Annotated in this window: 15 protein-coding genes; 1 reads left to right on the top strand and 14 read right to left on the bottom strand. The window is 53.0% G+C overall.

What is annotated here, in order from left to right; all coding sequences use genetic code 11:
* Positions 1-3 precede the first annotated feature (3 nt).
* From KK102_RS16015 to thpR, 14 genes are all read right to left on the bottom strand, one after another.
* On the bottom strand, positions 4-567 hold the full coding sequence (locus KK102_RS16015; protein WP_126545079.1) for a fimbrial protein: 564 nt from the start codon (positions 565-567) through the stop codon (positions 4-6).
* A 26-nt stretch (positions 568-593) separates the two neighbouring features.
* Complete coding sequence (locus KK102_RS16010; protein WP_032654701.1) at positions 594-1166, bottom strand: fimbrial protein; 573 nt, start codon at positions 1164-1166, stop codon at positions 594-596.
* A 28-nt stretch (positions 1167-1194) separates the two neighbouring features.
* Positions 1195-3786, bottom strand: a complete 2592-nt coding sequence (locus KK102_RS16005) for an outer membrane usher protein (protein ID WP_216357996.1) — start codon at positions 3784-3786, stop codon at positions 1195-1197.
* A gap of 83 nt (positions 3787-3869) precedes the next feature.
* Positions 3870-4613, bottom strand: a complete 744-nt coding sequence (locus tag KK102_RS16000; RefSeq protein WP_216357995.1) for a fimbrial chaperone — start codon at positions 4611-4613, stop codon at positions 3870-3872.
* Between the two features lie 82 nt (positions 4614-4695).
* Positions 4696-5301, bottom strand: coding sequence for a fimbrial protein (locus tag KK102_RS15995; protein ID WP_126545076.1), 606 nt, complete (start codon positions 5299-5301; stop codon positions 4696-4698).
* Between the two features lie 298 nt (positions 5302-5599).
* Complete coding sequence (gene panD / locus KK102_RS15990) at positions 5600-5980, bottom strand: aspartate 1-decarboxylase (protein WP_003856284.1); 381 nt, start codon at positions 5978-5980, stop codon at positions 5600-5602.
* A gap of 31 nt (positions 5981-6011) precedes the next feature.
* Complete coding sequence (panC, locus tag KK102_RS15985; protein WP_216357994.1) at positions 6012-6863, bottom strand: pantoate--beta-alanine ligase; 852 nt, start codon at positions 6861-6863, stop codon at positions 6012-6014.
* Positions 6864-6874: 11 nt separating this feature from the next.
* Positions 6875-7666 (bottom strand): 3-methyl-2-oxobutanoate hydroxymethyltransferase, encoded by a 792-nt coding sequence (gene panB / locus KK102_RS15980; RefSeq protein WP_126545074.1) that lies wholly within the window; start codon positions 7664-7666, stop codon positions 6875-6877.
* Between the two features lie 123 nt (positions 7667-7789).
* Positions 7790-8269, bottom strand: coding sequence for a 2-amino-4-hydroxy-6-hydroxymethyldihydropteridine diphosphokinase (folK, locus tag KK102_RS15975; RefSeq protein ID WP_126545073.1), 480 nt, complete (start codon positions 8267-8269; stop codon positions 7790-7792).
* On the bottom strand, positions 8266-9663 hold the full coding sequence (pcnB, locus tag KK102_RS15970) for a polynucleotide adenylyltransferase PcnB (RefSeq protein WP_216358152.1): 1398 nt from the start codon (positions 9661-9663) through the stop codon (positions 8266-8268). Before pcnB ends, folK begins: the two co-directional genes overlap by 4 nt.
* A gap of 42 nt (positions 9664-9705) precedes the next feature.
* Positions 9706-10596 (bottom strand): tRNA glutamyl-Q(34) synthetase GluQRS, encoded by an 891-nt coding sequence (gluQRS, locus tag KK102_RS15965; RefSeq protein ID WP_216357993.1) that lies wholly within the window; start codon positions 10594-10596, stop codon positions 9706-9708.
* A gap of 57 nt (positions 10597-10653) precedes the next feature.
* Positions 10654-11109 carry an RNA polymerase-binding protein DksA gene (dksA, locus tag KK102_RS15960; protein ID WP_001155232.1) on the bottom strand — a complete coding sequence of 152 codons (456 nt, stop codon included), beginning with the start codon at positions 11107-11109 and terminating at the stop codon, positions 10654-10656.
* A 176-nt stretch (positions 11110-11285) separates the two neighbouring features.
* On the bottom strand, positions 11286-11990 hold the full coding sequence (sfsA, locus tag KK102_RS15955) for a DNA/RNA nuclease SfsA (protein WP_126545070.1): 705 nt from the start codon (positions 11988-11990) through the stop codon (positions 11286-11288).
* A complete protein-coding gene (gene thpR, locus KK102_RS15950; protein ID WP_126545069.1) occupies positions 11980-12534 on the bottom strand; it encodes an RNA 2',3'-cyclic phosphodiesterase in 555 nt (184 codons plus the stop codon). Before thpR ends, sfsA begins: the two co-directional genes overlap by 11 nt.
* A 73-nt stretch (positions 12535-12607) precedes the next feature.
* Here thpR and hrpB point away from each other — a divergent pair, with 73 nt between their 5' ends.
* Positions 12608-15037 (top strand): ATP-dependent helicase HrpB, encoded by a 2430-nt coding sequence (gene hrpB / locus KK102_RS15945; RefSeq protein ID WP_216357992.1) that lies wholly within the window; start codon positions 12608-12610, stop codon positions 15035-15037.
* Positions 15038-15200: the final 163 nt, after the last annotated feature.

Genomic DNA, 15200 nt, shown 5'->3' with positions numbered 1-15200 from the left:
GAATTATTGATAGGCGATGGTGAAGGTGACCGGTGCACTAACGGCACCTGTGCCAACATCAGCAATGGTTTGACCCTGGCCTACTACGATGCGGGAATTCATTGGAAATTCACCGATGCCATTAGAAATGGTGACTTCCTGTGCTGCTGGAGGGGTGTTGCAGCTCATGAGTAGCCCAGTATCGACAACGCCTGACCAGATTTCAAAGCCTGTTGCTAAGCCACCTGAGTAGGAGTCACCGTTCTTACCTGTGCCACTGCACTCCCCACCAGCGCCTTTTGCGGCTGCTACTGTTGCCTTCGTTACACCAGAACAGTTGGTGAAGGCAATCTTGAGCGGCTTAACGCGGGTTTTGTTCACCAGATCGGATTTATATACTTCGCCAAAAGCAATTTCAGTGGCTGCAGTACCGGCATCATTAAGCACTTTTGCAGTACATGTGCCTGATACAACTTTGGTTTTAATCGTCATTTCGACGCTGCTGGTACCTGTAATTGCTGCACTTGCCATTCCAGAGAACAGAAGGGTAGAAACGGACAGGGCGATAAAAGTGGATTTAAATTTCATAATGTTGCTCCGTTTTCCTGCACCAATTACTCGTAGCTAAATTCAAATGTCGCCACAGCCTGAAAATCGCCAATGGTCATTTTGTTTGTTTGGGTTTCACGTAGTGTGGCAACTAAAGGTACTTCCTTGTTCTGGATTTCTGTTGCAGTCCAGACCAGGCGCTCTGTATCAACGGTAGAGTTAATAGTGAATGGAGCCAGCGGTGTATCTGCTCTGGCAATTTCGACCGCAGAATAATCTGCACCACCGTTTGCTTTAGTGATCTGGTTGACTAGCCCCGTGGTCAAATAACCCGATGGTGACCCTTTTACCGTGGTTTTCAGCGAGGTCAGGGATGCCGGACATTCAACGATCACGATTTTGAAATTGGCATTCGCAGTACCGGCCTTCACATCGTCAATACGCACCTGGCTATTGCTACCAATAGTCAGCGTTTGTTGCGTATCGGAGCCCGTACCGCCAACCAGTTTCATATCGCAAGTGGTTTCGCGAATATTGGCGGTGAAGTTCACATCCAGATTGGTGCCGTTGGCAAGCGCTGAACCTGATAACGCAAGCATCGTCATAGCAACGACCGACAGCTTAAGATTTTTTTTCATACTCACTCTCATCTATTTTCCTGAATAATTACATTTGGCACTGTTGGTTATTAAGTACCGTTGTAAGTCCTACTTTTTGAGCATTTTGTAAAACCTGATAACGGACGTCACATTTACTGTCCTTATCATTTCCCCAGACCACATGCAGTACGCCTTGATCCTCTACGCCACGGACATAAGCTTGACCCGCCTGACCGACGGTGCCGACAGATTCATTTTTCTCATTTAATACATCTGCACCCAGAGGAATAAACCCTTTATCGGTTCGCTGGAGCTCTAATATCAGTGAACGACCTTCGTTCGTTTCAAAATTAACCAGCACCACAGAACCGCTACGAGGAACAGTAATTTCACTGGTGTTTGTTATTTCAACGTCGTTTTCCAGGGTACTGATATCCAGATAAACACGGTTTTCACGATAAGCCGACATATAAGGTAAAATGCCGTAACCAGAATCACCAATTTCACTACTGCCGAAGCCAATACCTGCTCCTTTCGCACCGCTGGCTTTTACCAGCGCCAGTGCATCGCTGTCACCAATACTTCCCGGTGCGAATGCAATGCCCCCGGAATGCAATACCATGCCCCCGCTATAGGATGCGGAATATTGCTTGCTGTTGTCATCGCCGAATGAAGCCGATAATCCAAGAGGACCGTATGCGCTATTTAATGAACCATAGCCACTTATTTGATTCAGATTACCGTAATTACCGCTGTTAGAGGCGGCGCTGACGGAATAGCTGATCTTATTATCTTGCGTGTTGCCACCCGCAGAAGTGTTAACGCTCGTGCCACCTTTAAGATCGGAACGCAACCCCATATTAATGTTAGAGAAACCACCTGAACGCGAACCGTCATGTGAAAACACGTTTAGTGGAATACTCAGACTCAAATAAACGCTGTCATCTTTTTTCCCATACTGGTCATAGGTTCGTTGTAATGACAGACTGTAACTGCCATAGGTGAAGCTATTGTTATATCCAATGTTATAGTTGGACGTTGACCCGGTGGCATTCCAGTAATCCTGCCATGTACCGCTGACGTACAGAGAACCAAAGCTATTTTCACCCGAATTCAGGGGCTGATTAAGACTGATTTGCACCTGATTTTTGGTTCGCTGATAGTCGGCGTATAGCGCGTCGTTTGAGGCATAGCTGCGGTTAGAATATTTCTGTCGCGTGATACTGTCCTGGAGCTGTGCCGCATCGTTAAGACTGAGGTAATCCTCTGTTGAGAAACGATAGGCCGCCACGTTGAAGGACGTATCTGTCGCCTCAATCATTTTGCTGAAGGTCAGGCGATAACTTTGACCGCTAAGCGTATTAAGGCCTTCAATATTCGCATGGGACTGGGTGGCATCAAGTGCGAACGCACCAATTGAGGTGTTCATCGCGAGGCCCAGAATACCCGCATAAAAATCCATGTCGCTGTATTGCGCGCCAATATAACCCGTGAAGGTATTATTCAGGCCATAGTAAAGCGTGCCATAACCGACTTTTGGTGCGTCAATCAGGGAATCGTCGTTTAATTCACCAAGACCCACGTCCCAGCGCGTCGCGCCCGGGCGAAGCATTTGGGTAACGGATGAAAAAGGCACGGTAAAGGAGCGTTTGCTGCCATCTGCTTCTTCGATGGTGACCAGTAAATCATTGCCATAGCCCGTTGTGCTTAGGTCATTAATTTCAAATGCCCCTGGTGGCACCGAGGTTTCATAGATCTTATTGCCGCTCTGCGTGACGCTGACTTTCGCGTTACTGTTTGCTGTCCCGCGGATCACCGGCGCATAGCCAGTAGAGCCCATCGGCAGCATGCGGTCATCGCTGTACATTCGGGTACCGCGTAGGCTTATTGAGTCAAACGCGTCACCGCGAGTATAGGAGTCACCTACGACGAATTGCGCACTGAGTGGCGTAATATCCCGCTGTAAATAGATATCCTGGCTGGAATACTTGGTACCGTTATCTTTGTTCCAGTTAAGATTACCGCGAGAACGTAACCGCCACGGGCCCATATTGAGCCCGTAACGTAAACCCATATAGGCACTTTCTGATGTACTGCCATTGCTCTCGCTATGCCATGCGTTCATATCATAAGAGAGCAGGGCGGCAGGAATACCGTTTTCCCAAAGAGACGGATCGACATAACCTGCCGGGCGTTTCAGGACATAGACCTGCGGGAAATTAAGATCCAGCGCCTGTTTACCGCTGTCATAACTTACCGTTGCGCCGGGAAAGGCCTTTTTAATATCTATGCATGACGCATCATCTTCCTGTACTTTATCCAGCGTCTTGGTATCTATACCTGATTGTGCCAACAGCAGTTTCGTCAGGCATGGCGCCGCGCGCGGTGTTCCGTTATCTTTAAACGTTACATCCACGGTAGATTTTAATTTACCGTTAAGGTTAATCTTTGTGCGATAAGTACCCGGTAGTACCGGGTTGCCATGTGCAAAACGGTTAATATCAATATTTGAGCTGCCATTTAAAAGAAACTGATCGTTAAATTCAATCGCTTCTTCATCATCAGGCTGCGTATCTGCTGATGCGATATTTTCTGCGCAAGCATAAAAGGGTAATGCTGCGCTTATAGCAAGGCATAAAAGAGAACGTTTAAATAACATGGCAGACCCGCTTGATCAGTGCAGAGAGCGACAGCTCTGCAGAGCTAATGCTATCAATTATTATATGAATTAGAACTTTCTATTTATTTAATTCCGGTTTCATAATGGTCTGTTCCACCATAGTCATTAATAGCATCATACTCTACGCTGCCATTTTCCACGGAAGCTAAACCTTTTATCGTCATCACCGCATCGCTGAAAGGTGCCACTGCCTGATGAATGACCTCATACGTTTTTGGCCCGGTTTTAAAGGTCACCGTTGAAACAGAGATGTTATATGGTGAGCTATTGTGTGCAACGAGTTTAATTGCATTTCCATCTTTCTTCTGCGTCCAGGTTAAACCTTTAGCAGCATCACCTGGAGTGCCTTTTAATCCGTCTGGACGGAAGAAGAATTTAATACGCGTTCTGAATGCCAGCTGAAGCTGGTTAAGGTTTTCTTTATCCACATTTTTGGATTTTGGCGGAATTTCCAGAACGTTGAACCAGAACAGGGATTCACGATCCTGAGGTAACGGTGTACCCGTGTAGGTAATTCGCACGGACTGCCCTTTTTTCGGATCAATACGTGATACTGGCGGGGTAATGATAAATGGGAGCTTAAGCTCTTGCGGGTTTACACCATCGCGACCATCGTCAAGCCAGGTCTGAACCAGAAGGGGTTTAGTGCCATGGTTATCGAGATTTACCACGACATCTTTGGAAGACTGCGTGTATACAATACGCGTGCCGGATATAACGATATCCGCCTTGACATTTGATGCGCACAAAAAAGCGGTTGCGAGTAATGTGGCCTTCAGACCTTTACCGAATACTAAACGAGACATTTTCCACTTCCTTTTGGAATTACAGAAACAATCCCTCATTAACAATGAGGGATTGTTGAATTATTTATAATTTACGAATTTCTTATTCGTAAATCATAGTGAAGGCTACCTGTGCCTGCACGGTACCCGCAGATACTGGGTTAGACGCGGCATCCCAACCCTGACCCTGGGTGTAAGCTACACGGTAATACAGGTTACCTGCGCCAGTAGTAGTATCGATTGTTGCTTTCTGGGTATTGTTAGTCTGGTCAATCTTAATTTGATCGGTAGCGGAGTTACCGTCGTTTGACAGAACCAGGTTGACGTTCTTAGCCGCACCCTCAGCGTTGCTTGGTGGAACCAGCAGACCGCCTTCGGTAGAAGAAGAGCCAGCCCATGAAGCGAACTGTGCAGACGCTTTCTTCGCAGTAGCAGTATCACAACCCGTCAGTGACAGGGTGAATTTCTTTTCACCCAGGGTGCTGGTGGTACCCAGTGCGTTAGCGAAATCGCGCACAAATACGGTGTCCAGGTTCACGTCAAAATCGTTACCGTTCTGATCTATCTTCTGGTCAAGAGAAACCTGGCAAGTGTTGTTAGAAACCATACCGTGGAAGGTAATGGTACCCGTATCATTAGCTGCCATTGCGGAACCCGCGCTCAGAACCATTGCTACAGCTGCTGCCATGCCATATTTTTTGAAAGACATTTGATTATCCATATCTATAAATTTTTGATATCAACAGGGCAAATTATATTTATCTATAATATACCTTGTCATTTGAAATAATATTATTTCGGCGCGGAGTTTAAATGCTTGCTGGAGGGAAATAAATAGGGCTGGCTTTATGAAATTTATAAGATATTTGTAGATATGCTAATAACATTAGATGTGTGAATGTTATTCGTGTATGTATATCATTATGAATATAATTATGGCGGAAATATTTTAACAGGACAGAGGAGGATTCACTCACCGAAAAAACATTTCGATGAGTGAGTTAGTTTTAAGCCACCTGAACCGGAATCGCCTTTGCGGTACGCTTCATTTCATTGTCGCCTTCGAAGTAGGCCACTTTTGGCTGCCAGCGACGCGCTTCTTCGTCAGACATCATGACAAAGCTCGCGATGATCACAATGTCACCCACGTCCGCGCAGTGTGCTGCGGCGCCGTTCACGGAGATGATCTTAGACCCGCGCTCGGCGGCAATCGCGTAGGTGGAGAAGCGTTTGCCGTTGTTCACGTTCCAGATATCAATGGCTTCGTTTTCAAGAATACCCGCCGCGTCGAGAAAATCCTGATCGATCGCGCAGGAGCCTTCATAGTGCAGGTCGGCCTGAGTGACTTTCACACGGTGAAGCTTACCTTGCAGCATTTTGCGAATCATTACGTTTACCTTTCATCTGCCGGGTAGAAAACTACGCCAGCTCAACCACTTTGTTGTCGATTAGGCGGGCCTGACCAAGCCATGCCGCCACCAGAATAACCGCACGTTTGCTGGTTTCTGTAAGCTCCAGAAGCGTGTCGGCATCGCGGATTTGAATATCATCAGCGCGGAAACCTTTGTCGTTCAGCGCCTGTTCGGCGAGGGCGACGATCTCTTCGGCGGTCAGCTCTTTGGCCAGAACCTGTTCCGCCATCGTATTCATCACCTTGCTTAAGCCCGGGGCGATTTTACGTTGGTCAGCGGTCAGATAGCCGTTACGGGAGCTGAGCGCCAGGCCGTCTTTGGCACGTACAATCGGCACGCCGACGATCTCGATGTCATAGCCCATATCGGCGACCATCTTGCGGATCAGCGCCAGCTGCTGGAAATCTTTCTCACCGAAGCAGGCGACGTCAGGCTGTACCAGGTTGAACAGCTTGCTGACGATGGTGGATACGCCACGGAAGTGTCCCGGGCGGCTGGCGCCTTCGAGCATGGTTGAGATGCCCGGTACGTCAACGTAGGTTGCCTCTTCCGTACCCTGAGGGTACACGTCCGCCGGTGCAGGAGAGAAGACGATGTCCGCATGGCGTTTTTTCAGCTTTTCGCAATCTTCCTGCAGGGTGCGCGGATAGCGCGCCAGGTCATCGGCGCGGTCAAACTGCATGGGGTTAACGAAGATACTGACCACCACGATATCCGCACGGGCTTTCGCTTCGTCGACCAGCTTCATATGGCCGTCATGCAGGTTGCCCATGGTCGGGACGAGTGCAATACGTTTACCTTCCTGACGCGCGCGACGGATATGCTGGCGAAGCAGCGGCAGGGTTTCAATGATAAGCACAACGAGACTCCTTAATGGAAACTGTGTTCTTCACCCGGGTAAACACCGGATTCAACGTCGGCAATATACTGCCTGACCGCGGCGCGCATGTCGCCCGCTTCAGTGAGGAAATTTTTGGCAAACTTCGGGATATGTCCACCGGTAATGCCGAAGGCGTCGTGCATCACCAGAATTTGACCATCGGTCACGTTTCCTGCACCAATCCCGATAACCGGAATCGACAGCGCGTCAGTGATGCGTTTCGCCAGTTCAACTGGCACACACTCTAACACCAGCAGCTGCGCGCCTGCGGCTTCCAGCGCCAGGGCATCATCAAACAGCGTCTGGGCTGCGTCACCGCGGCCCTGCACCTTATACCCGCCAAAGATGTTGACGGACTGCGGCGTCAGGCCCAAATGGCCGCACACCGGCACGGCGCGCTCGGTGAGCATTTTCACCGTCTCAACCAGCCAGGCGCCGCCTTCGATTTTGACCATATTGGCGCCGGCGCGCATTACTGTCGCCGCATTTTCGAAGGCCTGCTCCGGGGTGGCATACGCCATAAACGGCAGATCGGAAAGCAGCAGGCAGGCCGGTGCGCCGCGGCGTACCGCGCGGGTATGGTAAGCAATATCCTCGACCGTGACCGGCAGGGTGGAATCATGTCCTTGTACCGTCATCCCTAACGAATCTCCGACCAGCATGACGTTGATCCCCTCTTCGGCAAAGAGTTTGGCGAAGCTGTAGTCATACGCGGTGATGGTGGCGAAGCGTTTTTTTTCCTGTTTGCATTTCTGCAGTAAGGAGATGGTGGTTGGTTTCATACTGTTTCCTGATAGCCCAAAAGCGAATCTTTGCGCATTCTAACAGTAACATTCGAGGGAACAATGATTTTAGATAGTCGATTAGCCACAATTATTTTATGGCTAAAGAACGGGGTAACTGGCTTACCAGCGAGCGGGTTTTTCCGCGTGGAGTTTGTCCAGAATGTCCCTGAGCGGAATGCCGTCCGGGAAGGAGAGATCGGGGGCAACTTCAAACAGCGGCCAGAGCATAAAACCGCGGTTTTTCATGTCGTAATGCGGAACAGTGAGGCGTTCGGTATTGATTATCTCGTTGCCAAACATCATCAGGTCGAGGTCGAGCGTGCGCGGCCCCCAGCGTTCGGCTTTGCGTACGCGACCCTGTTGTAGCTCAATACGCTGGGTATTATCCAGCAGCGTTTCGGCATCCAGAGCCGTGTCGAGCACGACGGCGGCGTTCAGGTAATCAGGCTGATCCTGCGGGCCCAGCGGGGGCGTGCGATAAAAAGAGGAGACCGCAACAATCCGGCTTTGCGGGATCTCCCCGAGCGCCTGAACGGCAGCGTTAACCTGCTCCAGCGGAGAGGCCAGATTGCTGCCGATGGCGATATAGGCGAGGGTCACGCTGAACCTTCTCTACGCGGCGCGCGTTTGCGCGGGCGGCGGTGGCGACGACGCGGTTCTGGCTCTTCATCCAGATTGGTCAGCATTCCTTTTTGCTCGGGGGGGGCTGAGACCTGGAATTCGCCCCACCACTGCGCCAGACGCTGCAGCTCCTGGTTCTTTTCAATTTCAGCACGCAGTGCCAGCAGATCGAACGCGGCGCGGAATTTAGGATGCTCCATCAGCTTCCAGGCGCGTTTGCCCTGGCGACGGGACATGCGCAGCTGAAGCTGCCAGATGTCGCGCACCAGCGTGGTAATACGTTTTGGGATCGCGAGCGTGCGACAGGCTTCATCCAGCACGTCGTTTGCCGCCAGCGCAAAGGCATCGTAATAGGCCAGACCGCTTTCCTGCGCGATTCTCTGTGCTGCTTCCAGCAGGGGATACCAGAACATTGCGGCAAACAGGAATGCCGGGTTCACACGCATGTCATTCTGGATGCGCGTGTCGGTATTCTTCAGCACCTGCGCAATGATGCGTTCCATCGGGCTGTCGCCGTTTTCGGTGAAATAGCGCGTAATGGTCGGGAAGAGGGGCTGGAACAGGCTGTATTCGCGCAGCAGATTGTAGGTTTCATACCCGTAACCCGCCTGCAGCAGCTTCAGCGCCTCTTCAAACAGGCGCGCTGGCGGCACGTCGTTAATCAACGTTGCCAGACGCGGAATTGGCTCACCGGTCTCAGGGCTGATGCGCATATTTAATTTAGCCGCGAAACGCACGGCGCGCAGCATACGCACAGGGTCTTCGCGGTAACGGGTTTCCGGTGTACCGATCAGGCGAATCAGACCTTCTTTCAGGTCCTGCATACCGCCAACGTAATCCCGTATGGTGAAATCCGCCACGCTGTAGTAAAGGCTGTTGATGGTGAAATCGCGGCGCTGGGCATCTTCTTCGATAGAGCCGAAGATATTGTCGCGCAGCAGCATACCGTTCTGGCCGCGCTGGGACGTCGTGCGATCCGATACGCCCGCTTCGTGGTGGCCGCGGAAGGTCGCGACTTCGATGATTTCCGGACCAAACATGACGTGCGCAAGGCGGAAACGGCGGCCAACGAGACGGCAGTTGCGGAATAATTTGCGCACCTGCTCAGGCGTGGCGCTGGTCGTCACGTCGAAATCTTTGGGTTTTTTGCCCAGCAGTAAATCACGCACCCCACCGCCAACGAGATAGGCCTCGTAGCCTGCTTTATTCAGACGATAGAGCACCTTGAGGGCATTTTCACTGATATCTTTGCGGGAAATAGTGTGCTGCTCACGCGGAATAACCGACATGCGGTTTTGCGCAATAGCGTCGTTAGCCATGCTCTCTTCGCGGCTTAGCACTTTACGGCAAAAATTAGCGACTCGGGTAAAAATAGTACACCTCGTAGTGTGTTTTGTTATGAAAAAAGCGGCTAATCATAGCTCAGCGCAACGCATTTGAGAATGCTGGATTTTTGGCACGGCCTCGAGCGTCCAGTGGGCGACGGCCAGATCCAGCAGTTCGTCTATACGCAGATCTTGCCATTCGTTGGTTACATTTTGGTTGAGAAACCGCAGCGCGTCGATCAAAACAGGGCGCGGATCGCCGTCTGGCAGGGCGGGCGCGTGGTTCTGCTTGGAGAGCTTAACGCCCCGTTCATTAACCGCCAGCGGCAGGTGGATATACTCCGGCGCTGTCCAGCCAAGCTGATGATAAAGCGATATTTGCCGCACCGTCGGTTCAACCAGGTCCGCCCCGCGCACAATTTCCGTCACGCCCTGGAAATGATCGTCCACCACCACCGCCAGGTTATAGGCGAACAGGCCGTCGCGGCGATGGATGATGAAATCTTCACAGGCAAGACGTTTGTTGGCAGAGATTTCGCCAGAGAGTAAATCGGTAAAGTGCGTCACCGGGGAACGCTGCCGTATACGCACGGCGGCATTTTCAGGACCGTTGTTCAGCGTGCGGCAGTGGCCGTCATAGACGCCACCTACGCTCTGGATACGCGCGCGGGTGCAGGTGCAGTAATAGGACAGCCCTTGTTCATAAAGCCACGCCAGACGTTCCCGATAGGCATCATGGCGCTGTGACTGCCACAGTACATCGTCGTCCCAGTGAAGACCGTAATGTTCCAGCTGACGCAGAATCTTTTCTGCTGCACCGGGAACTTCACGCGGAGGATCAATATCTTCAATGCGAACGAGCCATTTGCCCTGGCGGGCACGAGCCTGCAGGTAGCTGCCGAGCGCGGCAATTAATGAGCCGAAGTGTAATTCACCGGAAGGAGATGGCGCGAAGCGCCCAATATAGTGTGATTCAGACATATCAACGGTAACAAGGCGGGAGAGACTCCCGCCTTTGCAGTAGTTAGAGGGTTGGCATTAGCCAGCCATCTGTTTTTCGCGGATTTCGGCCAGCGTTTTACAGTCGATACACAGATCGGCGGTTGGACGCGCTTCCAGGCGACGAATGCCGATTTCAACACCGCAGGATTCGCAGTAGCCAAAATCTTCGTCTTCGACTTTTTTCAGCGTTTTCTCGATCTTTTTGATCAGTTTGCGTTCGCGGTCACGGTTACGCAGTTCGAGGCTGAACTCTTCTTCCTGAGCGGCACGGTCTACCGGATCCGGGAAGTTTGCAGCTTCATCCTGCATATGTGTAACGGTGCGATCGACTTCATCCCTGAGTTGATTACGCCATGCTTCAAGAATACGCTTGAAGTGCGACAGCTGGGCTTCGTTCATATACTCTTCGCCCGGTTTCTCTTGATACGGCTCCACCCCAGCGATGGCGAGAATACTCAGGGACGATGTTTTACGGTTTTGCCCTTCTTGCATGTTGCTTCTCCTTAACACGCACTATCGATCCCCGTGTTGGGGGAAAAATCAGGTCGCTATAAATAGCAGATGCTTTTCCGTATGGCAATTATCTAAACGTAACACTTGACAAGCCTGTGAGGAAAAGCGTATTTGCGCACGCGGCCAGAACACATAATAGTCAATCGTCTATTCCCTTATAAGACAATGGGAAGAGAGGATCTCAGAGTCATATTATCGGCAGAAAGTTCCGCTTTATAAGCGAAAACCTCCACCCCCTGCTTTTGTGCCTCATTCAACAATTGCGCGTATTTAGGATCGATATGGCGGGCGGGAGAGAATCGTTCAATGGCTGAATGCAAAACCGCAAACAGCAACACGGCGCGCTTGCCCGCCGCCGCTACACTCATTAGCTCTCGCAGATGCTTCTGGCCACGTAGCGTTACCGCATCCGGAAAGTAGCCATTTTCCTGTTCCGCTAACGTCACTGATTTTACTTCAATATAGCACTCAGGCCTGTCTTCCGCCTGCAACATGAAGTCAATTCTGCTGCCTTCATCGCCATACTTCACTTCGCTTTTATGCGTGCCATATCCCACCAGTTCGGGAAGGGTACCAAAGGTCAGGGCTTCCTTAACTAATTGATTCGCGCGCAGGGTGTTAACGCAAATAAATGCCCCGTTTTGCGTTTCGGTCATTTCCCAGGTGTGCGCATATTTGCGTTTAGTATTTTCTGAAGTGGAATACCAGACTCTGTCCCCCGGCGTCGCGCAACCGGTCATCGCACCGGTGTTGGGGCAGTGCAGAGTGAGCTGTTCACCTTCGGGGGTGATCACGTCGGCGAGAAAGCGTTTGTAGCGCTGGATCAGCGTGGCGTGCTGTAGAGCAGGACTAAACTTCATCAGATTTCCTTGGTGCGTCACCCAACGACCAGCGCTGTAGCGGCATGTAGCGGGTGCGTCCTTGTGCAAAGACAGATTCATAAAGCGCAAATTCGGTCACCGGAAAGGCCCAGTGAAAGCCCGGTGGCGGAATGGCAACAGCCTGACCGGCATCGCGCAGCAGCGTGATATGTGGATGAAACGGCTGCGGGCTTTGGTAACAGCCGCTGCGTGCCGCCTGGGCGCGCAGCATATTTGCCAGCTGTAACAACCCGCGCGGCGGCTGGCGCGTGCCCAGCCAGACCACGCGTGAGCGTAGCCACTGACCGGCATCGTCAAGGTGCAGCGTAAACCCCGGCTGGGAAATGCGTCCGGCCATCGCGGCTAACGCGCGCTGTTTATCCGCGCTTACCTCACCCAGAAAGGCCAGCGTCAGGTGCATATTCGCCGCCGCAACAGGACGACCCGCCTCCGGAGGGAAATGTTCCGCGCGCCAGCGGACGATTTGCCGCTGAAGCGTGGCGGGAAGTTCAATGGCAAAAAACAGTCGTTTCGACTCTGACATACGGAGGACTCGGTAATGATATGCGCCGATGCTACAATGTACGCCGACTAATGTTAACCCTCTGGAGCTGTTAGTGTCCTCATTGCCGGTCGCCGCCATCCTTCCTGAGCTTCTCGCTGCCCTAAACGATGCCCCGCAGGTCTTGCTGAATGCCCCAACGGGGGCGGGTAAATCCACCTGGCTGCCGCTGCAAATCCTCAACGAGGGGAATATTCGCGGGAAAATAATCCTGCTGGAGCCGCGCAGGCTGGCGGCGCGTAACGTGGCGCAGCGCCTGGCCGAACTGCTTAATGAAAAACCGGGCGAGACGGTAGGTTACCGGATGCGTGCAGAAACCTGCGTCGGCACCGCAACGCGCCTTGAAGTGGTGACCGAGGGCATCCTCACCCGTATGCTGCAAAACGATCCTGAGCTGACGGGGATCGGGCTGGTGATCCTGGATGAATTCCACGAGCGCAGCCTGCAGGCGGATTTAGCGCTGGCGCTGCTGCTGGACGTGCAGCAGGGGCTGCGCGACGATCTTCGGCTGCTGATTATGTCCGCAACGCTGGATAACGAACGGCTGCAGCAGGCATTGCCCGACGCCCCTGTCATCAGCTCTGAAGGACGTGCATTTCCGGTTGAACGCCGCTATCAGGCGCTTCCCGCCCATCAGCGTTTTGATGAGGCCGTCGCTATTGCGACGGCAGAGCTGCTGCGCCAGGAACCCGGTTCGCTATTGCTGTTTTTGCCCGGCGTCGGTGAAATCCAGCGCGTGCAGGAGCAGCTGTCCTCCCGCGTAGGCGGCGATGTGCTGCTTTGCCCGCTCTACGGCGCGTTGTCGCTACAGGATCAGCGTAAAGCCATTCTTCCGGCCCCGGCGGGGCAGCGCAAGGTGGTGCTGGCAACCAACATTGCTGAAACCAGTTTGACCATCGAAGGCATTCGTCTGGTGGTGGATAGCGCGCAGGAGAGGGTGGCAAGCTTTGACCCGCGCACCGGGCTGACTAAACTGCTTACGCAGCGCATCAGCCAGGCATCGATGGTGCAGCGTGCGGGCCGTGCGGGGCGTCTTGAGTCGGGCATCTGCCTGCATTTGACGAGCGCAGAGCAGGCGGAACGCGCGGCGCAGCAAAGCACGCCGGAAATTTTACAAAGTGATTTGTCTGGCCTGGTCCTTGATCTGCTGCTGTGGGGCTGCCCGAACCCTGAACAGCTCACCTGGCTTAATCCTCCGCCTGTCGTGAACCTCACCGCTGCGCGCAACCTGCTGACGCAGCTTGGCGCGCTCGAAGGCGAGCGCCTGACGGCGCGCGGCCAGAAAATGGCGACACTGGGCAACGAGCCGCGTCTGGCCGCGATGCTGGTGTCAGCGCAGGGCTACGACGAAATTTCTACGGCGGCAAAACTGGCGGCTATTCTTGAGGAGCCGCCTCGCGGTGGCAGCAGCGATTTGGGGCAGGCGTTTTCGCGCAATCAGGGGAACTGGCAGCAGCGGGCGCAGCAGCTGTGCAAACGCCTGAACAGCCGCGGCGGTTTGCCTGACAGCGCGAGTATTGGCTTCCTGCTGGCACAGGCCTTCCCGGACCGGATCGCCCGCCGTCGCGGGCTGGACGGACGTTATCAGCTGGCGAACGGCATGGGGGCGATGCTGGACAGCGATGACGCCCTGACGCGCCATGAATGGCTGATTGCACCGCTATTACTGCAGGGCAGCCATTCCCCGGACGCGCGTATTTTACAGGCAATTGCCGTTGATATTGACGCCCTGACGCGCGGCTGCCCGCAATTGCTCCAGCAATCCGATATCGTTGAGTGGGATGATAACCAGGGCACGCTTAAGGCGTTTCGTCGTAGCCAGATCGGTAAGCTGACGTTAGGTACAAAGCCGCTGGCGAAGCCGTCGGAAGAAGAACTCCATCAGGCCATGCTGAACGGCATTCGCGAAAAAGGGCTGAGCGTATTGAACTGGACGCCAGAGGCCGAGCAGTACCGTATTCGGCTGCACTGTGCCGCACGCTGGCTGCCGGAGTATGGCTGGCCGACGGTTGATGATGAGGCGCTGCTGGCTTCCCTGGAAGATTGGCTGCTGCCGCAAATGAGCGGCGTACATTCGCTCAGGGCGCTGAAAGCGCTCGATGTTAAGGCCGCGTTACAGAATTTACTGGACTGGTCATTACGTCAACGTCTGGATAGTGAACTGCCAGGGCATTACACTGTGCCGACCGGAAGCCGGATTGCCATCCGTTATCATGAGGATAATCCGCCGGCGCTGGCGGTTCGGATGCAGGAGATGTTTGGTGAGGCCACCACGCCGTCCATTGCGGAAGGGCGTGTGCCGTTAGTGCTTGAGCTGCTGTCGCCTGCGCATCGTCCATTACAAATCACCCGAGATTTGGGGGCGTTCTGGGCGGGAAGCTACCGTGAAGTGCAAAAAGAGATGAAGGGGCGATACCCCAAACATGTCTGGCCGGACGATCCGGCGAATACGGCGCCGACGAGGCGGACGAAGAAGTATTCGTGAGTAAGGTGAAAGAGGGGAGTGCGGCCTGGACTGTGCGGCCTGATACCCTCACCCCGGCCCTCTCCCACAGGGAGAGGGAGAAAACCTATTTTGAGAGATTTCTTCTTTCATAGACCTGTGAAAGATAAGAAAATCTGGCCTTTGCGCCTGAATGTTGCGGAGA

The sequence above is a fragment of the Enterobacter quasimori genome, assembly GCF_018597345.1.
In the GTDB taxonomy this organism is placed as follows: Bacteria; Pseudomonadota; Gammaproteobacteria; order Enterobacterales; family Enterobacteriaceae; genus Enterobacter; species Enterobacter mori.
Note: the sequence above shows the minus strand (reverse complement) of the source record. Positions and strands in the feature narration are given on the sequence as shown.

What these genes read in the sequence shown, in the direction of transcription:
- KK102_RS16015 (WP_126545079.1), bottom strand. Translation starts at nt 567, where the DNA reads ATGAAATTTAAATCCACTTTTATCGCCCTGTCCGTTTCTACCCTTCTG.
- KK102_RS16010 (WP_032654701.1), bottom strand. Translation starts at nt 1,166, where the DNA reads ATGAAAAAAAATCTTAAGCTGTCGGTCGTTGCTATGACGATGCTTGCG.
- KK102_RS16005 (WP_216357996.1), bottom strand. Translation starts at nt 3,786, where the DNA reads ATGTTATTTAAACGTTCTCTTTTATGCCTTGCTATAAGCGCAGCATTA.
- KK102_RS16000 (WP_216357995.1), bottom strand. Translation starts at nt 4,613, where the DNA reads ATGTCTCGTTTAGTATTCGGTAAAGGTCTGAAGGCCACATTACTCGCA.
- KK102_RS15995 (WP_126545076.1), bottom strand. Translation starts at nt 5,301, where the DNA reads ATGTCTTTCAAAAAATATGGCATGGCAGCAGCTGTAGCAATGGTTCTG.
- panD (WP_003856284.1), bottom strand. Translation starts at nt 5,980, where the DNA reads ATGATTCGCAAAATGCTGCAAGGTAAGCTTCACCGTGTGAAAGTCACT.
- panB (WP_126545074.1), bottom strand. Translation starts at nt 7,666, where the DNA reads ATGAAACCAACCACCATCTCCTTACTGCAGAAATGCAAACAGGAAAAA.
- gluQRS (WP_216357993.1), bottom strand. Translation starts at nt 10,596, where the DNA reads ATGTCTGAATCACACTATATTGGGCGCTTCGCGCCATCTCCTTCCGGT.
- dksA (WP_001155232.1), bottom strand. Translation starts at nt 11,109, where the DNA reads ATGCAAGAAGGGCAAAACCGTAAAACATCGTCCCTGAGTATTCTCGCC.
- sfsA (WP_126545070.1), bottom strand. Translation starts at nt 11,990, where the DNA reads ATGAAGTTTAGTCCTGCTCTACAGCACGCCACGCTGATCCAGCGCTAC.
- thpR (WP_126545069.1), bottom strand. Translation starts at nt 12,534, where the DNA reads ATGTCAGAGTCGAAACGACTGTTTTTTGCCATTGAACTTCCCGCCACG.